This window comes from Thiomonas sp. DCM-2 (genome assembly GCF_056820905.1).
Window position 1 is genome coordinate 799,543 of the sequence record NZ_CM165962.1, and the last position, 18,302, is coordinate 817,844.

The window sequence follows — 18,302 nt, forward strand, 5'->3', positions numbered from 1 at the left end:
GATGCCGCGTTTTTGTACACAATGTGGCGCGAAGAACGTCGATGACGCGCGGTTTTGCGAGCAGTGCGGCGCGCCGCTGCGGCCAAGCGGCGTGCAGCCGGCGCCTCCTGCCGCGCCGGTGCAGGCAGCGCCGCAGCCTGCACCGGCCTCCCGCAGCCGACGCGCTGCGCTGTGGGCGCTCGGGGGGATGTCGGTGCTGCTGCTGGCAGCCGCAGCCCTGGCCTGGTACGTGTTCACACGCGGCGACACACCGTCCTCCGCCGAACTGCAGGCGGCGGCCAAGGCCTGGCTGCAAGACCACCAGGCCGCCTTGCTGCGCGACGATGCCTGCGTGCGCAATTTCAATTACGCCGCCGATCCGGTGTTCGTCAACGGCTTCGACCAGAACACGCAGCAATGGCTCGATGCGCTGGTGAAGGCAGGTGTCTACACCGCGCCGGTGAAGGTGCAGAACGGCTTTTTGCAGCAGTTGAAATATGCCCACGGGCCGCAGGCTGCGCGCTACATTCGCGATGGCGCGCTGTGCGTCGCAGACGGCCTGCGCATCCAACGGGTGCAGCCGTTGCACCCGGGAGAGAACGCGGCGGGGTCGTTGCCCGCCGGGGTCAAACTGCCCGAGGGCTGGGCGCTGGCGCGGGTGGAGCTGGTGTGGAGCGGACAGCCCGCCTGGGCGCAGCAGCCGCCGGTGTCGACCCAATTCCCCAGGCTGTCCGCGCCGCTTGCGCAAACCATTTTGCTGCACAAGACCGCACAGGGCTGGGTGTTGCCATCGCAAGCCGAGGAGATCGCGATGCGCGCGCAGCTGGCCATGCGTGACGCTGGCGGTGCGCTCGGCCAGTCGATGCAGCAGTGGGGGCAGCAGCTGAGCGAGGCGGGCCAGTCGCTGCGCGAACAGGCCGCAGCCCCGCGCGCGCAAAGTGCGCAGTCGGGCGGATTTTTCGACTGGCTGAAAAACCTGCTTGGCTTTGGCGACCCAGTGCGCAGCATGCCGGCGCAGTTCTACGGCGATGTGCAGAATGGCCGGTTCGATGCGGCGTATGCGCTGCTCGGCCCTGATCTGCAAATTCTCGGCCCCGACAAGATGCGCGTGGCGCTCAAGCGGGCGCAGGCGCAAATCCAGGCCAGGGGCGGTGTGGACAAGATCACCATCCTCAATGTCACCGACCAGGGCAGCATCAAGCTGGTGCGCTTCGACGTGCGGTATGGCGACGGCAGCCGGCAGACCGAGACCCTGCGCATCGGCAGAGTTGGCGACCAGTGGCGAATTCTCGCGAACGACGGTCTATGACGCCGCGCTCCTCGACCGAGTCGGGGTGTGACCGGACAAGGCACCGGCGCCTGCTGCTTGGCGGGCTGGCGCTGGTGACCACAGGCGCGTGGGCTGCGCTGCACACCATGTCGCCACGTTGGCAGGTGGACGATGCCGCACTGCGGGCGGGCGACCTGCTGTTTCGCCGCACGGTCAGTCTCGAGGGGCTGGGGGTGCAGGCGCTCGACGCGGCCGTGCGCTTCAGTCATGTCGGCCTGGTCGTCGGGCATGACGCGCATGGCGCGGCGCAGGTGGTGCATGCCTGTCCGTCCGAGCACGCGGGGCAGCCCGGGGTGCGGCAGACCACGGCGCAGGCCTTCGTCGCGGCAGCCGACGTGCGCAACGCCGCGGCGGCGCGGCTGCCTGTCGGCAATGCGCAGGCGTGGCAACTGTCAGACTGGGCGCTGCGCCATGTCGGCTGGGCGTTCAACGCCGACTTTCTCTTGGACGCGCCACACGCGCTGTATTGCACGCAGCTGGTCTGGGCCGCAATGCGGGCCGCGCACTGTCGCTGCTTGCCGCAAATCGCCTTCTGGCGCACACCGCTGGGCGCCCGCGAGGTGGTGCCGATGTCCGCGCTGATCGACCTGCCGGGACTGCGCTGGATGCCCAGGGCGGTACAGGCTGTCTGATTCCGCCGCGCGCCGACAGGCGACAATGGCTGCATGCGTTCTGTCCATTCGCGCGGGCGCCTTCGTGGCGCGTTGGCGTTGTTCCTTTTTTCGGTGATGTGCGCCGCTGCCTCGCCCGCGTGGGCCGGGCAGGCGCCCAAGGGTGCCGGACGCACCTGCCTCGTGCTGTCGGGCGGCGGTGCGCGGGGGTTTGCGCATATCGGCGCACTCGAGGCCTTGCAGCAGCTCCATGTGCCGATCGATTGCATCGCCGGCACCAGCATGGGCGCGATCATCGGTGGGCTGTATGCCGAAGGGGTGTCGGTCGACGTGCTGCGCAGCCAGGTTTCGGGCATGGACTGGACCAGTGTGCTGTCCAGCCGTCCGGCCCGCGAGGGGCTGAATTTCCGCCGCAAGCAGGCCGATGAGCAGATGCCGGGCGGCATCGAATTCGGTCTGAGCGATCGTGGACAGGTGCAGTTTCCGAATGCTGCGGTCAACACCACCCAGCTCGAACAGGTGCTGACCAACCTCACCCTGCCGGCCATTCCCGTGCGCAACTTCAATGACCTGCCGATCCCGTTCCGCGCCGTGGCGACCAATATGGTCACGGGGCAAAAGGTGATTCTGCAGCAGGGCACGCTGGCCAATGCCCTGCGCGCCAGCATGTCGGTGCCCGGGGTGTTTCCTCCCACGGAGGTCGATGGCGCGCTCCTGGGGGATGGCGGTCTGGTGGACAACCTGCCCGTGGACGTGGCCCGTGACATGGGCGCGCGGCACATCGTGGCCATCAATATCGGCACGCCGCTGGAATCGCGCGAGGCACTCGACAACATCGTCGGGCTGACCTCGCAGATGATCAACATCCTGATCGAGCAGAACATCCGGGCGCAGATCGACACACTCAAGCCCGGCGACGTGCTGATCTCGCCCGATCTGGGCAACCTGTCCTCACTCGATTTCCAGGCGGGCGACCGTGCCATCAAAATCGGCTATGAAGCCGTGATGGCCGCACGCGAAAAACTCGCGCCGTTGGCGCTGCCATCGGCGCAATACGCGCGCTGGCGCGATGCCTTCGCGCGCCGGGCGCAGACGCTGGTGGCGCAGATGCAGTTCAACGCCCCGTTGGTCGCGGTGGAGGTGCGTGGGCTGGCACCTGGCGTCGACAAAACCCTGCAGGCGCAATTGCAGCAAAAAGCCGGTGAACCGCTAAATTTCAGCGCCGTGCGCCACGACGTGGACCGCCTGTTCGGTTTGGGCGACTTCTCCCGCGTGGACTACCGCCTGATCGATGCGCGGCAGGGGCAGACCCTCGAATACCGACTGCAGGACAAGGCCTGGGGGCCAAACTATCTGCGCTTCGGCCTCGGGCTCTATACCGACCTGCGCAACCAGTCGCGGTTCTCCCTGCAGCTCGCGCAGCGCAGGCCATGGCTCAACAGCCTGGGCGGCGAATGGCGCAACGATCTGCAGATCGGCTGGCGCAACCGCTGGTTTTCCGAGCTGTATCAGCCGCTCGACGCACGCGACACCGTGTTCATTTCGCCGTATTTCGATCTCGACGCCCGCCCGGTCGATGTCTATCAGGGCGACAACCCCATCGTGCGCTACCGCCTCAATACCCGCCGCGCCGGGGTCGATCTGGGCGTGCCCGTCTCCGGCTATGGCGAGGTGCGACTGGGCCTGAGCCGGGCCAATATCTCGGCCGATTACCTGCTGGGCCAGACCGGGCTGGTGAACGGCCAGACCCTGCGCGAAGGCGGGGTGCGGGCGCTGGCCATTTTCGATCGCCTCGACCATGCCGACTTCCCCACCAGCGGCTGGCGCACCCGCCTGGAGGTGTTCGCTGCGCGCACCGGCCTGGGCAGCGACAGCAACTACGACCGGATCGACCTGTCCGGCCAGGCCGACTTCAGCGCCGGACGGCATACCGTGGAGCTGGCCGCCCGGGCCGCGAGTTTCCGCGACCGCAAGGGCCTGGGGCTGGATTATTTTTCGCTGGGCGGTTTCGACGCCCTGAGCGGCTACCGCGAAGGCCAGCTCATCGGCAATTACCTGGTCTATGGCCGTCTGGGCTATCGCTACGAACTGACCACGCCCGGGCTGTTCGGCGGTGCCAGCTACCTCGGCCTGGTGCTTGAGCGCGGCAATACCTGGACGCAGCGCAGCGCCGTCAGCCTGGGCGATCTGCGGCAGAGCGTGGGCGCCTACCTGGGCACCGACACCCCGCTCGGTCCGGTCTATTTCGGCGTGGCCAAGGCGCCGGGGCAGAAAGTCAACGTCTACCTGACGCTCGGGCGGCCCTGAGTCAACCCTGGCCCTCTGCAGGCGCCGCAGTGTCTGGGGTGTCGTCATGGGGCGCTGCAGCCTGGGGCTGATGCTCCGCCAGCCAGCTCTCGATCAGCTGGGACGCGGCTTCGATGCCTGTGTGCTTGGTGGCGGAGAACAATTGCAGCGAAATCGGCGCCGTCATGCCGACCGCCTGCGCATGCTGCGCAAGCTGGTCGCGCGCGGCCTGCGCCGCCCGCTGGCCTTCCTGCCGGTTGAGCTTGTCCGACTTGGTCAGCAGCACATGCAGCGGCACACTGGCTGGTGCCATGAACTGGAGCAGGGACAGGTCGATCTCCGTCAAACCCAGGCGCGAGTCCGCCAGCAGGATCAGGCCCACCAGCGGCCCGCGCTCGGCGAGGTATTGCGCCAGAAACAACTGCCAGCGTTTTTTGTCGGTTTTCGCCACCGCCGCGTAGCCGTAGCCCGGCAGATCGACCAGCAAGCCACTGGGCTTGTCCTTCGGCCCGACGGCGAAAAAATTGATGTGTTGCGTGCGCCCAGGGGTCTTGGAGGCAAAGGCGAGCTGCCGCTGCTGGCAGAGTGTGTTGATCGCGGTGGACTTTCCGGCGTTCGAGCGCCCGACAAAGGCGATTTCCGGCAGGCCGGTGTGCGGAAGATTGTCCATGGCCGAACTGGTCACCATGAAGCGCGCGCTGTGCAGCAGCGGGCTGAACCGCACCGGGGTGCCCCCAGGGTCGGCTCGCCGACCGGCCCCCCGAGGGGGACAAGGAGGCTTGGGGCGGTCCTGCGCGTCCTTGGAAGGCGCTGACCTGCTGGAATTCCCTATATTCGCCATGACTTATGTATCGCTAGGATGCGCCATCTTATGAAATCAACTGGGCGCGGAGAACTGCTGCGCTCGTTCCAGAGTCCGTGCCGCGCGGAACAGCGCATTGTCGCTGTTGTCTCGCGCTGGCGTCTTTCTGATGGATTGCCATTCATGCCCACCACGTCGGTTACTGCGCGCCTCGCTCTGAGTCTTGCCGGTTTGCTCTCGCTGCCCGCCGCATCCTGGGCTGCTGGAACGCCGCCAGCAGCTGCTTCCAGCGTGATGGAATCGTCCTTTCCGGTGCCCAGCACCGCACAACTGCAGGCCGGGGCCAAGGTGGCGCAGACCTGCGCGGCCTGTCATGGACTGGATGGCAATGCGACGTCCACAGAATTTCCCAAGCTGGCAGGGCAGCATGCGGACTACATCATCAAACAGTTGCATGATTACCGCATCGCCAAGGGTGCCAAGAAGCCGGCGCGGGTCAACGCCATCATGAACGGGATGGCCGCCGCGCTGACCGACGACCAGATCCGCGACGTGGCGCTGTATTACAGCCGCCAGACCTTCAAACCGGGCGTGGCGTTTGCCGACAAGAAGGAGCTGAAGCTGGGGGCATCCATCTGGATGGCCGGCATTCCCGATCGTGCAGTTCCTGCCTGCGTGTCGTGCCACGGACCGGGCGGAGCAGGCATGCCGTCGCGCTACCCGCGCATCGGCGGGCAGTGGCAAGGCTATCTGGAAACCGAGTTGCAGATGTTCCGCAACGACCGCCGCACCAACAGCCCGGAAATGCACGACATCGCCTCGCGCATGACGGACAAGCAAATCGCTGCTGTGGCGGATTACGCCGCAGGGTTGCGCGCACCGTCCGAATTGCCGCGCTGAATCGCGGCCGATTTTGTTCAGATACGCGCTGTTACTGGAACTTTCCAGCGTCGCGCGATCTCTCTCACCCGGCAAGGCCCAAGTTGCACAGGGGCTGTCGCATGTCAAAACGCAGCTTGCGTTGTTTCATCCGACAGGTCGACAGCACCTTTGTCCGGGCTGTGAAATGTCAAAATTGAGGTTTTTCTCTTTTGCTATATTGATTCATTGATTTGTTCATGTTCCCAGCGCCTGTGGTTGAGCGGTCTCGTCAAGCGGTCTGTGGTGCGTGGCATCCACGCCCTGCTCCGAGCCCTCATCGTCCCACCCTGGCACAGCCCATGTTCTGCTGCCACTTGTTTTCCTGCATGTGCGCTGCATAGCGTCACGCCCCTTTGGTTTCGCCATCCATGTCCGCCACACCCTCTCCAGTTCCCAACACCTCACTGAGCACCTCCGGCTGGGAATTGCAGCATGGGTCGCGCGCCTGGCGGGCCTTCGTCGAGCTGCTGTCGTCGATGCGCTTTGCCATTGCGCTGCTGGTCATCGTCGCGGTGGCCAGCATCATCGGCACCGTGCTCACCCAGGGTCAGCCGTACAACAACTACATCAACCAGTTCGGGCCGTTCTGGGCCGAAGTGTTTCGAAAGTTCGAGCTGTACAACGTCTATTCCTCCTGGTGGTTCCTGCTGATCCTGACCTTTCTGGTGGTATCCACCAGCCTGTGCCTGATCCGCAATACCCCCAAGATCATCACCGACCTGAAAACCTACAAGGAAGGGGTGCGCGAACAAAGCATGCGCCACTTCCACGAGCGCGGCGAAGCGGTCTTCACCGACAGCCGCGCCGCCACGGTCGAGCACATCACGGGCGTCATGCGCAGTCACGGCTACAAGTTCAAGCTGCAGGAGCGCCCGGCTGCGCAGGAGGGCGGCGCGGGTGCCACCATGATTGCGGCCAAGACCGGCGGCATCAACCGCGTGGGTTATGTGCTGGCGCATGCGGCGTTCGTGCTGATCTGCGTGGGTGCGCTGTTTGATGGCGACATGATGATCAAGGCGCAGATGTGGATGTTCGGCAAGGAACCGCTCAAGAGCAACATGCTCATCTCGCAGGTGCCCGAGGCCAACAGGCTGTCGGTACACAACCCCACCTTCCGCGGCAACCTGCAGATTCCGGATGGCGGCGAATCCAATATGGCCGTGCTCACCATGGGCGATGGCGTGCTGCTGCAACCGCTGCCGTTCAACATCCACCTGAAGAAATTCAACATCGATTTCTATTCCACCGGCATGCCGCGGCTGTATTCCAGCGACGTGGTGATCACCGACCCGAAGACCGGCAAGAGCTTTCCGGCAAAGATCGAGGTCAATCATCCCCTGACCTACGACGGCGTGACCATCTTCCAGTCCGGTTTTGCCGATGGGGGCTCTGAACTGTTTCTCAAGGCCTGGCCGATGCACGGGCCGAGCGACAAGACCTTTGATCTCACCGGGACCGTGGGCACGGACCGCCAGCTCAGCAACGGCGCGCAGAGCCTGCAGGTCGAGTTCAGCGAACTGCGCATTTTCAACGTGCAGGACATGAGCCCGGCGCAGACCACCGGCGTGAAGCCCAAGGAAAAATCGCTGATGGCCGGGTTCGATCAGCACCTGGGCGCGCCGGTCGCGGCGCCGGGAGAGCGTCACCTGCAGAACATCGGCCCGGCGGTGGTCTACAAGATTCGGGACGCCTCGGGCCAGGCGCACGAGTACTTCAATTACATGCTGCCGGTCGAGCTCAATGGCGAGAAGGTGTTTCTCGCGGGTGAGCGCAGCTCGCTCGATGCCGGCTACAAGTACATGCGCATTCCGGCGGACGGCAACGATTCGATCGACGGCTGGATGCACCTGCGCGCCGCCCTGTTCAACCCCAAGGATCGCGAGCAGGCTGCCGCGCAGTATGTGGCCGCCTCCCTGCCGCCAGATGCCACTGCGGAGCTGAAGAGCCAGCTCCAGGTGACGGCCAGTCGCACCCTGGACATTTTTGCCGGCGAAATCCCCACGGATCCCAAGACCGGCAAGCCGGTGGTGGCCGCGCCCGGCGGTCTGCCTGCGCTGGCGCAATACCTCGAGGCCGCAGTGCCGCCCGACAAGCAGCAGCAGGCCTCCGATGTGTTCGTGCGCATTCTCAACGGCACCTTGTGGCAGCTGTGGCAGATCAGCCGCGAAAACAACGGCCAGAAGCCTGTGGCGCAAGATCCGGCGCATGAAAAGTTCTTCGACTCGGCCGTGCTGGCGCTGTCCGATTCCTTTTTCTACCCGTCGCCGCTTTACTTGCAGATGACCAACTACAAGCAGGTCCAGGCCAGCATCTTTCAGGTGGCCCGCGCCCCTGGCAAGGTTGTGGTCTATACCGGCGCGGTCTTGCTGATCCTGGGCGTGTTTGCCATGCTGTACATCCGCGAACGCCGGGTCTGGTTCCTGGTGAAAGACCGCGAAGACGGCGGCAGCGATACCCTGATGGCCATGAGCACCAACCGTCGCACCATGGAATACAAGAAGGAATTTGAAACACTGCGCGCAGCCAGCCTGGGCGTAGCATCACCCGACCCGGCGAGTGTACAAGCGAATGCACAAACGCCGGACTCTGCCTCGACCTGAATAGGGACCCGCCATGGAACTTGCCAGCAAATCCCATAGCTTGCCACTGAACTCCAAGAGTTCTGAACCTCCGCGCCAGAACGGCATCGGTGCGTATCTGCGCCGACGTACCGCGTATGACTGGATTTTTCTGCTGCTCATCGCGGGCGGTGATGCGTATGTGCTGAGCCAGTATGGTCAGAACATGAGCTATTACGTCAAGCTCATCTTCCTGGGAGCGACCACCGCGCTGATGTTCCTCGGCTGGGGCTGGACGGCCATCAAGAACCTGGCCATCGTCGTCACGGGCCTGTCGCTGTTCGGCATCTGGCTGTACTACGGGCCGAACGGACAGCCAGTGCTGGCGCGCAGCGAGCAAGTGTTTTTCCTCAAGTACTTCCTGGCCAGCCAGTCCGCCATTCTCTGGATGGCGTTCCTGCTGTTCCTGAGCACCGCGGCCTACTGGTTCGGCATGTTCACTGGCCCGTCGCAGAACACCGCAGGGGGCATGGCGCTGGCCACCGGAGGTGGCGCGATGGCTGGCGGGGGTGACGGCATGGTGCGTGACGCCAAGGGCTGGCAGTCCAACTTCTCGCAGTATTTCGGTTCGCGGCTGGCCTGGGTGGGCATCACCATGGCGCTGGTCGGCACCATGATGCGCTGGTTCGAGAGCTACCAGATCGGGGCGGACATCGGGCACATCCCGCTGTCCAATCTGTACGAAGTGTTCGTGCTGTTCTCCTGGCTGACGACCATTCTGTACCTGTACTTCGAACAGAAATACAAGACCCGCAGCATGGGCGCGTTTGCCATGCTGGTGGTCAGCGCGGCGGTGGGCTTTCTGCTGTGGTACAGCATGGTGCAGAACGCCTACGAAATTCAGCCGCTGGTGCCTGCGCTGCAAAGCTGGTGGATGAAGCTGCACGTTCCGGCCAACTTCATTGGCTACGGCACCTTTGCCATCGCCGCGATGGTCGGCTTCGCCTACCTCATCAAGACTCACGCGAACGAGACCTCCTTGTGGAAGCTCACGCCGCTGTGGATCATCGGCTTTGTCATGTTCTTCGAGCCGCTGGTGTTCCGTCAGGGTGGGATCTCCGAGTACTGGGGCGTGTTTGCCGGCATTTCGGCACTCATCGTCGCCGGCATTCTGTACGGCCGCCAGCGCATTGCCTCGCATCTGCCTTCGCTCGAAGTGATGGATGACGTGATGTACAAGTCCATCGCCATCGGCTTCACCTTCTTCACCATCGCCACCATTCTGGGCGCGCTGTGGGCGGCCGAAGCCTGGGGCGGCTACTGGAGCTGGGACCCGAAGGAAACCTGGGCGCTGATTGTCTGGCTGAACTACGCGGCCTGGCTGCACATGCGTCTGATCAAGGGTCTGCGTGGGCAGGTTGCGGCATGGTGGGCGCTGACCGGTCTGCTGGTCACGACCTTCGCCTTCCTCGGGGTGAACATGTTCCTCTCCGGCCTGCATTCCTACGGCAAGCTGTAAATTCCTTGCATGTTCAAAAAAGGCCCTTCGGGGCCTTTTTTGTTGGGCCCGAAGGGCCGTGGAAACCCCTGTCTGAAGCAGGAATGCAGAGGCGCTGTAAGGTTTGGCCCGGTGGAACGACCAAGTTCCACAATGGAATAAATCCAGGGCGATGCCAGTCCATCCAGACAGGCCAAGTGTTCAGGGTGCCAACCAATTTCGCAGGAGAGCCGCGATGCGTCAACGTCAGGATCAGGGGTTCGAGCATCCCACACCTTCGGACATCACGCCGAAGGAGATTTACAAGGATCGTCGCCATTTCCTTGCTGCGGCCGGGGTGGGTGCGGCCGCGGGGATCGCGGCGCTGACTGCGCGCCATGCGCAGGCCGTGCCGCAAAACGGCGGCCCGCCCGCGCCGGGCAAGCTCGCGGCGCTGGCGGCGCAAAAAAACGCGGCGCTGTCGACCACGCAAACGCCCACGCCCTACAAGGACATCATCACCTACAACAACTTCTACGAGTTCGGCACCAGCAAGAGTGATCCCTCGCAGCACGCCGGCAGCCTGAAAACCCGGCCGTGGACCGTGGTGGTGGAAGGGGAGGTGCGCAAGCCACGCACCTTCGGCATCGACGATCTGCTCAAACTCGCCCCCATGGAAGAGCGCATCTACCGGCATCGCTGCGTGGAGGGCTGGGCCATGGTGGTGCCGTGGCTGGGGTATTCGCTCTCGCACCTGATCAACGCGGTCGAGCCCACGGGCAATGCCAAGTACGTGGAATACATCACCCTGCTCGATCCGGCGGAAATGCCCGGGCAGAACGACCCCATCCTGCAGTGGCCCTATCTCGAAGGCCTGCGCATGGATGAAGCCATGCACCCGCTGACCCTGCTCACCTTTGGGTTGTATGGTGAGGTGCTGCCGAACCAGGACGGTGCACCGATGCGCATGGTCATTCCCTGGAAGTATGGCTTCAAGGGCGGCAAGTCCATCGTCAAGATCCGTCTGGTGGAAAAGCAGCCGGTGACGTCGTGGATGCGCGCCGTGCCGCAGTGGTACGGCTTTTATTCCAACGTCAATCCCGACGTCAGCCCGCAGAACTGGAGCCAGGCCAACGAGCGCATGATCGGGCAGGGCGGTGCGTTCGGCGGCCTGTTTGCGCCGCGCGTGCCCACGCAACTGTTCAATGGCTACGGCGCGCAGGTCGCCAGCCTGTATCAGGGCATGAACCTGAGCAAGTTTTTCTGAACGCCATGAGCGCATCGTCGTCTGTGCCGCGTCGTCTCTTGGGTCTGAAGGCTGTCAAGCCGTTGCTGTTCGCGCTCTGTCTGCTGCCGTTCGCCAGCCTGTTCTGGCGCGGCTGGACAAATGATCTGGGCCCCAACCCGGAGCAGACCGTGATCTGGACCACTGGGTTGTGGGCGCTGCGCCTGCTGCTGCTGACCCTGGCCATCACCCCGCTGCGCAAGCTCACGGGCTGGGCGGAGCTGGCGCGGCTGCGGCGCATGTTGGGGCTGTTCGTGTTCTTTTACGCGGCGCTGCATTTCACCGCGTGGCTGGGGCTGGTCAACGGCTTCAGCGTGGACATGGCGCTGCGCGACATTGTCAAACATCCCTTCGTGCTCGCGGGAATGACAGCCCTGGCCTTGATGACGCCGCTGGCGCTGACCTCGACCAACGGCATGATCAAGCGCCTCGGCGCGAAGCGCTGGCAGCGCCTGCATCGCCTGGTGTATGCGGTCGGCGTGGTGGCGGTGTTTCACTTCTGGTGGGGCAAGCTGGCGAAAAACAATACCGCCAGCCCCACCGTCTATGCCATCATTCTTGCGCTGTTGCTGGGGCTGCGGCTGTGGTGGGCCTGGCGTGCGGCACAGACGCGCCGAGCACAGGCACTCCAGAGTCTGGCCACCGAGAGCGAGCGCAAGCGACAGAGCAACAATCAGGGCAACAAGCGCTCGCTCGCGTAGAGCTGTTCCACGGCTTCACGCGGACGGATCAGGTGGGTGCTGGCGCCATCGACCAGCACTTCGGCGGGGCGGCCACGGCTGTTGTAATTGGACGCCATGACCATGCCATACGCGCCGCTGGACAGCACGGCGAGCAGATCGCCTTCTTCCAGAACCAGGGCGCGGTCGCGCGCCAGCCAGTCTGCGGATTCGCAGACCGGGCCGACGATGTCGTAGTGCAGCGCCAACCCGGTGCGCACTTCCGCTGGTGCAACGACCTGCTCGGCCTCATACAGCGCAGGGCGAATCAGATCGTTCATGCCGGCGTCGACCACGGCGAAATGCTTGGCCGGGGTGGACTTGAGATACAGCGTGCGGGTGAGCAGCACGCCGGCGTTGCCCACGATGGAGCGGCCTGGCTCGACCATGACGGTGCGATGTCCGAAACCCCGTGCCGCGATGCGCGCCAGCAGTGGCGCCAGCCAGTCCTGCGGCGTGGGCGGTGTTTCGTGGCTGTAACGGATGCCGAGGCCTCCACCGAGGTCGATGTGCTCGATCTGCGCTCCCTTGCGCTCCATCGCCTCCACCAGGTCGAGTACCTTGTCCAGGGCGTCGAGGTAGGGCTCGACCGAGGTGATCTGCGAGCCGATGTGGCTGGCAATGCCCACCAGCCGCACATGCGGCAGCAGGGCAGTCTGCACCGCCAGTGCCACCGCCTGTTCCTGGGCGATACCGAACTTGTTGCTCTTCAAGCCAGTGGAGATGTAGGGGTGCGTTCCGGCGTCGACGTCTGGATTGACGCGCAGCGCGACCTGCGCGACTTTGCCGGCCTGTTGTGCCACGCGGTTGAGCACAACCAATTCGTTGGGCGACTCCAGGTTGAAGCATTCCACGCCGACATCGAGCGCCAGGCGCATTTCCGCCGCAGTCTTGCCCACGCCGGAGAACACCACTTTGGCAGCGTCGCCGCCAGCGGCCAGCACGCGCTGCAATTCGCCGCCCGAGACGATGTCGAAACCCCAGCCCAGTCGCGCCAGCACCTGCAGCACCGCCAGGGTGGAATTGGCCTTGACCGCATAGCGCAGCGCCACCTTCACCGGGCTGCGCGCGGCGGCGTCCATGTATTGCCGTGCGGCCTGCTCGATCGCGGTGCGCGAGTACACATAGGTCGGCGTGCCGAAGGTCTCGGCGATCGCGCTCGCGTTGACCTGCTCGATGTGCAGGCTGGTGTCGACATAGGCAATGTGCGGATGGCCGGGCAGTTCGGAGAGGACTTGCGTTTTCATCAGTCAGGGTGGTGAGGCTGAAACTCAGGGATGGGCTGCCGATGCCGCCGGCATCGATGCGGGCGCGGCGGGAGCAGGCAAATACAAGGGCCCGGTCTGGCCGCAGCCGGCGAGCAAAACAAGCACGCCCATTGCGGCCATCAGGCGTGCGATGGCGCGCGGAAAACGGGGTCGATTAAGCTGTGTGTCCATTGAAAACCAGTGTATCAGCCACCCCATGTCAGACACCCTCGACGATACCCGTTACCTGCAGATCGCCGAACAGGCGATGGCCGCAATCGAAACTGCCGCCGACGCCGCCGACCTCGACTCCAAGCGCGATGGCTCCGTGCTGCGCCTTGAACTCGATGGCGGGGATCAGGTCATCGTCAACCTGCAGCAACCCATGCATCAACTCTGGCTGGCATCGCGCGCCGGCGCGCATCACTACGTGTGGAACGGCACCCATTGGTGCGATACGCGCACCGGGGAAACGCTGGGTGCGGCGCTGCGCAGGGTGATGGACACCCTGGAGGCGCCGCCGCTGGACCTCCCCACGCTCTGACGACCGGGCCGGGCTTCAGCCACGGTGCTGCGCCACCTCAATTCGCGCCCTTGAACAGATCGAGAATGGAGTTGCGCTCCTCAGGCGTGACCTCTGGTGCGGGCAGCGGATCGCCAAGCCCCAGGCTGCGCACGCCCGAGCCATCGGCAAAGTTGCTGAAGATCGGCTCGCCGTTCTCGATCACGATGCCCGGCGGCTGCGCGTAGCTGGCCACTGGCACGCCCTGCAGCGCAGTCTGCATGTAGCGAATCCAGATCGGCAGGGCCAGCGCGCCGCCGGTTTCCTTGCTGCCCAGTTTTTTCGGCGTGTCGTAGCCCACCCAGGCGACGCCGACCAGACTCGGCTGGAAGCCACAGAACCAGGCGTCGAGATAGTCGTTGGTCGTTCCGGTTTTTCCATACAGATCAGGCCGTTTGAGCGTGGCCTGTGCCCGCGCCGCAGTGCCCGAGCGCGTGACTTCCTGCAGCAGGCTGTCCATCACATAGGCGTTGCGCGGCGAGATCACGCGCAGCCTTTCATCCCCCGCCTGCTGCGGCTTGTCGTGAAACAGCACCTGTCCCTGCGCATCCGTGATCTTGCTCACCAGATAGGGTCTGAGCAGATAGCCGCCATTGGCAAACACGCTGTAGGCGCGGGCCATCTGCAAGGGGGTCACCGTCCCCGCGCCCAAGGCCAGAGTGAGGTAGGGCGGCTGGCGGCTGGCCTCGAAGCCGAACCGCGTGCTCCAGGTTTGCGCAAACTTCGGGCCGATGTTGTCGAGCACGCGGATCGCAACCATGTTCTTCGATTGCGCCACGGCACGCCGCAGGCTGATCGGTCCCTCGTATTTGCCGTCGTAGTTCTTCGGCTCCCAGGATTCGCCACCGGTCTGCGCGGCAGAGAAAAACAGCGGCGCGTCGTTCACCACGGTCAGCGGGGTGATGCCCTTTTCCAGCGCGGCGGAGTAGATGAAGGGCTTGAAACTCGAACCCGGCTGCCGCCACGCCTGCGTGGCATGGTTGAATTTGTTGCGTGCGAAATCCATGCCGCCAACCATCGCGACAATCGCGCCGTTGTTCGGATTCATCGACACGAAGGCCGACTGCACTTGGGGCAATTGCGTGATGACCCACTCGTCCTTGCCCTCGGACGCCAGCCAGACCACGGCGCCGGGGCGCAGCTTCACATTCGGCTGCGCCTTGTCGCCGAGCGCGAGCGCGCGCACCTGGCGCAGCCCTGCACCGGAGACCGAGACGATCTGCCCCGCGCCGGTCATCACCTTCACCAGCGTGGGGGTCGCGCTGAGCACCACACTGCACTGCATGCCATCTGCCGGAGCGCGGTCGGCGCAGGCCTGTTCGACCGCGTCGGGAATGGCATCGACCGCGCCCGGCAGATCGACGAAGGCGTCTGGTCCGCGATACGGCTGTCGCAGTTCATAGGCCAGCACACCGGCCTGTACCGCCTTCCAGGCCGCGAACTGGTCGCGGGCGCGGATGGTGGTGTAGACATTCAGCCCGCGGGTGTAGGCGGCTTCCTGATAGCGGTCGAACACCATCTGGCGCACGGTTTCGGTAATGTAGCCCGCATGGATGTCCTGATCGGGCTGTCCGGTGCGCAGTGCCAGCGGCTCGTCGCGCGCCTGCTGCGCCTGCGTCGGGCTGATCCAGCCGAGCTGCTGCAGACGTGCCAGCACATGCAACTGCCGTTGCCGCGCACGCTGCGGGTTGCTGATGGGGTTGTAGGCCGAGGGCGCCTTGGGCAAGCCTGCCAGCATGGCCATCTGCGCGAGCGAGAGCTGATCGAGCGGCTTGGCGAAATAGGCCTGGGCTGCCGCACCGAAACCATAGGCCTTGCGTCCCAGATAGATCTGGTTCATGTAGAGCTGCAGGATCTGGTCCTTGCTCATCTGCTGCTCGATCTTCAGCGCCAGCAGCACCTCGAACAGCTTGCGGGTGAAGGTCTTTTCTCGCGACAGATAGAAATTGCGCGCCACCTGCATGGTGATGGTCGATGCCCCTTGGCTGCGCGAGCGCTCCAGATTGGCCAGCAGGGCGCGGGCAACGCCCGGCCAGTCGATGCCGCCATGCTGATAGAAGCGGTCGTCCTCGGTGGCCAGCACCGCCTTTTTCATCAGATCGGGGATCTGGTCGATCGGCACGAATATCCGGCGTTCCTCGCCGAATTCGCCGAGCAGCAGGCCATCGGCGGAATAGACCCGAAGCGGAATCTGAGGCTGATAGTCCTGCAGTTCCGAAATGTCCGGCAGGCGTGGCCAGCTGAACACCAGCGCCAGGCCGACCGTGAGTGCCGCCGCCAGCAGTAACCCAACTGCGGCGACCGCCAGGCCGATCAGGGCGCGCCACCACCAGGGCATGCGCGCGCGTGGCGGTGCGGGCGGGGGGGAAGCAGAGGATGTGCTCATGGAGTCAGGTGGACGGGTGCGCCTGCGGGCAGCTTTGACACGAGCTTGGCGCAAACAGGAAGGAGGCCATCGCACTTCTGGTGCCAGGGCGACGGGATGGTACGGCGAGAGATTCTGTTGCAAATTATAAAAATTCGCGCTCCTGTGCCGTAAGAATGCACAAGACACAGCGCCCGCAGACGTCGTGGGAGTTTTGCAACGCTTTTGCCGCAAGCCGGGGTTTACACGTTATTGAATCAAGGACTTGTTGTTAGGATCGAAGAAAAAATATGCATTCGCAGCACAAACAATCCGTAGCGCGAACGGGGGTCGGCACGCATTTCGATGCGCCAAAAAGCTGGCCTTCGATTCTGCGCACAACGTTGCAAATCCAATCGGGGGGTCTTCAGTGGCCACATTAGGCAGTCTGTTCCGCAAGCGCTACGCGCCGATGATCGGGCTGGACATCAGCAGTTCCAGCGTCAAGCTCGTCGAACTCGACATGGACGACCGCGGCCAGTACACCTTGCTGCGCGCCGCCATGGAGCCGCTCGAAAAAGGTTCCGTGGTCGATGGCAATATCGAAAAGCTCGACGACGTGGTCGAGGCCGTGCGCAAGGTCGTTCGCAAGAGCGGCACCAAGGCCAAGCAGGTCGCCATGGCCCTGCCGCCATCCGCCGTCATCACCAAGAAAATCGTTCTTCCCGGTGAACTGCGCGAGGAAGAGATCGAAGTGCAGGTGGAGAGCGAAGCCAATCAGTACATTCCTTTCGCCATCGATGAAGTCGCGCTCGATTTCAGCGTTCTCGGCCCCAGTGCCACGTCTCCAGGCGATCAGGAAGTGCTGATCGCCGCGTCACGCCGCGAAAAGGTGGATGACCGCCGTGGCGTTGCCGAGGCCGCCGGGCTCAAGCCGGTGGTCATGGACATCGAGGCATTTGCCTCACGTCTGGCCGCGCAGCGCCTCATCGAACGTCTGCCCCGCGCCGGACTGGATCTGCTGGTCGCCTTGTTTGAAGTGGGGGCAACTTCCACCAGCCTGCAGGTGTTGCGCAACGGCGAAACCCTGTACGACCGCGATCAGGCCTTTGGTGGCGCGCAACTCACCCAGATGATCGCCCGCACCTACGGGTTTTCGCTGGAAGAGGCCGAGACCAAGAAGCGCGCTGCCGACCTGCCCGACGATTACCCCACCCAGGTGCTCGCGCCCTACATGGACAGCCTCACGCAGGAAGTGGCCCGGGCGCTGCAGTTTTTCTACCGCGCCACGCCGTTCGGCCGGGTCGATTACATCCTGCTGGCCGGCGGTTCCTCGGCCCTGCCCGGACTGGCAGAAAAGATCACGGCAACGGCGTCGGTCGCCTGCATGGTCATCAACCCATTCGAGGGCATGGCAGTTGCCGAAACCGTGCGCGAGAAAAAGCTGCGCAGTCAGGCGCCGTCCTACCTGACCTGCTGCGGCCTGGCGATGCGGCGTTTCCTGCAATGAGGCAGAAGCGGAACCTGTCATGAATATCGTCTTGATCAACCTTCTTCCCCACCGGGAGGCCACGCGAAAGAAGCGGCGCGAGGCGTTCTATGCAGGGGTTTTTGCGTCCATCCTGGTTGGTGGTCTGGTTCTGGCGCTGGGTTACACGGTGCTGAGCGAAATGATCACCCAGCAGCAGAGCCGCAACGATTTTCTGAAAGCGGAAAACACCAAACTCGATGGCCAGATCAAGGACATCGCCTCCCTCAAGGCCGAGATCGAGGCGCTGCGTGCGCGGCAGGATGCGGTCGAAAGCCTGCAGGCTGACCGCAATCTGCCCGTCCATCTGTTCGATGACCTCACGCAGGACACGCCGGCCGGTGTGCAACTCTCGCAAATCCGGCAGGACGGCGCCACGGTGCTGATTCAGGGCGTGGCGCTCAGCCAGGAACGTGTGGCGGACTTTCTGCGTAACCTCAGCCGTGCGAACGGCTGGCTGGAAAAGCCCGAATTGATCGAGATCCGCTCGCAAATATCTCCCGCGAGCGCAGGCAACGCGGCACGTGTCGTGGCGCAGTTTCAGTTGCGCGTCACCCTCAAGCGGCCGACTCCGGCGGGCGCTGCCTCGGGTGCCACATCCGGCGCAGGCGCGGGTTCCGGCCGTGCTGCGGCCACTCCCTCGAAGTCGTGAG

The 18,302-nt window shown here is 64.2% G+C and carries 15 protein-coding genes; 11 read left to right on the top strand and 4 right to left on the bottom strand.

The features are described from left to right. Nucleotide 1: 1 nt before the first annotated feature. Genes AC1ZQA_RS03875 through AC1ZQA_RS03885 form a run of 3 tightly spaced genes read left to right on the top strand, consistent with a single transcriptional unit; the run spans nt 2 to nt 4,227 of the window. Nucleotides 2-1,288: a zinc ribbon domain-containing protein gene (locus tag AC1ZQA_RS03875; RefSeq protein ID WP_482678508.1), complete on the top strand. Its 1,287-nt coding sequence runs from the start codon at nt 2-4 to the stop codon at nt 1,286-1,288. Then, nucleotides 1,285-1,941 (top strand): YiiX/YebB-like N1pC/P60 family cysteine hydrolase, encoded by a 657-nt coding sequence (locus tag AC1ZQA_RS03880; RefSeq protein ID WP_482678509.1) that lies wholly within the window; start codon nt 1,285-1,287, stop codon nt 1,939-1,941. The genes AC1ZQA_RS03875 and AC1ZQA_RS03880 overlap by 4 nt, the downstream gene beginning before the upstream one ends. 33 nt (nt 1,942-1,974) lie before the next feature. Further along, nucleotides 1,975-4,227 carry a patatin-like phospholipase family protein gene (locus tag AC1ZQA_RS03885; protein ID WP_482678510.1) on the top strand — a complete coding sequence of 751 codons (2,253 nt, stop codon included), beginning with the start codon at nt 1,975-1,977 and terminating at the stop codon, nt 4,225-4,227. 1 nt (nt 4,228) lies between these two features. Here AC1ZQA_RS03885 and yihA read toward each other — a convergent pair whose 3' ends face one another. Beyond that, on the bottom strand, nt 4,229-4,894 hold the full coding sequence (yihA, locus tag AC1ZQA_RS03890; protein WP_482679270.1) for a ribosome biogenesis GTP-binding protein YihA/YsxC: 666 nt from the start codon (nt 4,892-4,894) through the stop codon (nt 4,229-4,231). Nucleotides 4,895-5,191: 297 nt separating this feature from the next. On the opposite strand from yihA, the gene AC1ZQA_RS03895 reads away from it, so the two are divergent. The 5 genes from AC1ZQA_RS03895 (at nt 5,192) to AC1ZQA_RS03915 (ending at nt 11,950) form a co-directional block, all read left to right on the top strand. Continuing rightward, nucleotides 5,192-5,908 (top strand): c-type cytochrome, encoded by a 717-nt coding sequence (locus tag AC1ZQA_RS03895; protein ID WP_482678511.1) that lies wholly within the window; start codon nt 5,192-5,194, stop codon nt 5,906-5,908. A gap of 389 nt (nt 5,909-6,297) precedes the next feature. Further along, on the top strand, nt 6,298-8,529 hold the full coding sequence (locus AC1ZQA_RS03900; protein WP_482678512.1) for a cytochrome c biogenesis protein ResB: 2,232 nt from the start codon (nt 6,298-6,300) through the stop codon (nt 8,527-8,529). Between the two features lie 13 nt (nt 8,530-8,542). Next, entirely contained in the window at nt 8,543-10,006 is a 1,464-nt protein-coding gene (ccsB, locus tag AC1ZQA_RS03905) for a c-type cytochrome biogenesis protein CcsB (RefSeq protein ID WP_482678513.1), read from the top strand. Nucleotides 10,007-10,220: 214 nt separating this feature from the next. Continuing rightward, nucleotides 10,221-11,231 carry a protein-methionine-sulfoxide reductase catalytic subunit MsrP gene (gene msrP, locus AC1ZQA_RS03910; protein WP_482678514.1) on the top strand — a complete coding sequence of 337 codons (1,011 nt, stop codon included), beginning with the start codon at nt 10,221-10,223 and terminating at the stop codon, nt 11,229-11,231. Nucleotides 11,232-11,236: 5 nt separating this feature from the next. Continuing rightward, nucleotides 11,237-11,950 (top strand): protein-methionine-sulfoxide reductase heme-binding subunit MsrQ, encoded by a 714-nt coding sequence (locus AC1ZQA_RS03915; RefSeq protein ID WP_482678515.1) that lies wholly within the window; start codon nt 11,237-11,239, stop codon nt 11,948-11,950. Here AC1ZQA_RS03915 and lysA read toward each other — a convergent pair. Both lysA and lptM read right to left on the bottom strand, forming a co-directional pair. Continuing rightward, complete coding sequence (gene lysA / locus AC1ZQA_RS03920; protein ID WP_482678516.1) at nt 11,923-13,215, bottom strand: diaminopimelate decarboxylase; 1,293 nt, start codon at nt 13,213-13,215, stop codon at nt 11,923-11,925. The genes AC1ZQA_RS03915 and lysA overlap by 28 nt on opposite strands. A gap of 24 nt (nt 13,216-13,239) precedes the next feature. Further along, the gene (gene lptM / locus AC1ZQA_RS03925; RefSeq protein WP_482678517.1) at nt 13,240-13,434 is read right to left on the bottom strand and encodes an LPS translocon maturation chaperone LptM; all 195 of its coding nucleotides are present in this window, start codon (nt 13,432-13,434) and stop codon (nt 13,240-13,242) included. Between lptM and cyaY the strand changes: the two genes are divergently transcribed. Further along, nucleotides 13,433-13,759 (top strand): iron donor protein CyaY, encoded by a 327-nt coding sequence (gene cyaY, locus AC1ZQA_RS03930; protein WP_482678518.1) that lies wholly within the window; start codon nt 13,433-13,435, stop codon nt 13,757-13,759. The genes lptM and cyaY overlap by 2 nt on opposite strands. 37 nt (nt 13,760-13,796) lie before the next feature. Here cyaY and AC1ZQA_RS03935 read toward each other — a convergent pair whose 3' ends face one another. Next, a complete protein-coding gene (locus AC1ZQA_RS03935; RefSeq protein WP_482678519.1) occupies nt 13,797-16,163 on the bottom strand; it encodes a penicillin-binding protein 1A in 2,367 nt (788 codons plus the stop codon). Between the two features lie 388 nt (nt 16,164-16,551). Between AC1ZQA_RS03935 and AC1ZQA_RS03940 the strand changes: the two genes are divergently transcribed. Further along, complete coding sequence (locus AC1ZQA_RS03940; protein WP_482678520.1) at nt 16,552-17,631, top strand: pilus assembly protein PilM; 1,080 nt, start codon at nt 16,552-16,554, stop codon at nt 17,629-17,631. A 19-nt stretch (nt 17,632-17,650) separates the two neighbouring features. After that, complete coding sequence (locus AC1ZQA_RS03945; RefSeq protein WP_482678521.1) at nt 17,651-18,301, top strand: PilN domain-containing protein; 651 nt, start codon at nt 17,651-17,653, stop codon at nt 18,299-18,301. Nucleotide 18,302 lies beyond the last annotated feature (1 nt).

Bases quoted from the DNA above. Each gene is read 5' to 3' on its own strand.
- lysA (WP_482678516.1), bottom strand. From the start codon at position 13,215: ATGAAAACGCAAGTCCTCTCCGAACTGCCCGGCCATCCGCACATTGCC.
- cyaY (WP_482678518.1), top strand. From the start codon at position 13,433: ATGTCAGACACCCTCGACGATACCCGTTACCTGCAGATCGCCGAACAG.
- AC1ZQA_RS03945 (WP_482678521.1), top strand. From the start codon at position 17,651: ATGAATATCGTCTTGATCAACCTTCTTCCCCACCGGGAGGCCACGCGA.
- AC1ZQA_RS03915 (WP_482678515.1), top strand. From the start codon at position 11,237: ATGAGCGCATCGTCGTCTGTGCCGCGTCGTCTCTTGGGTCTGAAGGCT.
- AC1ZQA_RS03885 (WP_482678510.1), top strand. From the start codon at position 1,975: ATGCGTTCTGTCCATTCGCGCGGGCGCCTTCGTGGCGCGTTGGCGTTG.
- yihA (WP_482679270.1), bottom strand. From the start codon at position 4,894: ATGGTGACCAGTTCGGCCATGGACAATCTTCCGCACACCGGCCTGCCG.
- AC1ZQA_RS03895 (WP_482678511.1), top strand. From the start codon at position 5,192: ATGCCCACCACGTCGGTTACTGCGCGCCTCGCTCTGAGTCTTGCCGGT.
- AC1ZQA_RS03935 (WP_482678519.1), bottom strand. From the start codon at position 16,163: ATGAGCACATCCTCTGCTTCCCCCCCGCCCGCACCGCCACGCGCGCGC.
- ccsB (WP_482678513.1), top strand. From the start codon at position 8,543: ATGGAACTTGCCAGCAAATCCCATAGCTTGCCACTGAACTCCAAGAGT.
- AC1ZQA_RS03880 (WP_482678509.1), top strand. From the start codon at position 1,285: ATGACGCCGCGCTCCTCGACCGAGTCGGGGTGTGACCGGACAAGGCAC.
- lptM (WP_482678517.1), bottom strand. From the start codon at position 13,434: ATGGGGTGGCTGATACACTGGTTTTCAATGGACACACAGCTTAATCGA.
- msrP (WP_482678514.1), top strand. From the start codon at position 10,221: ATGCGTCAACGTCAGGATCAGGGGTTCGAGCATCCCACACCTTCGGAC.
- AC1ZQA_RS03900 (WP_482678512.1), top strand. From the start codon at position 6,298: ATGTCCGCCACACCCTCTCCAGTTCCCAACACCTCACTGAGCACCTCC.
- AC1ZQA_RS03875 (WP_482678508.1), top strand. From the start codon at position 2: ATGCCGCGTTTTTGTACACAATGTGGCGCGAAGAACGTCGATGACGCG.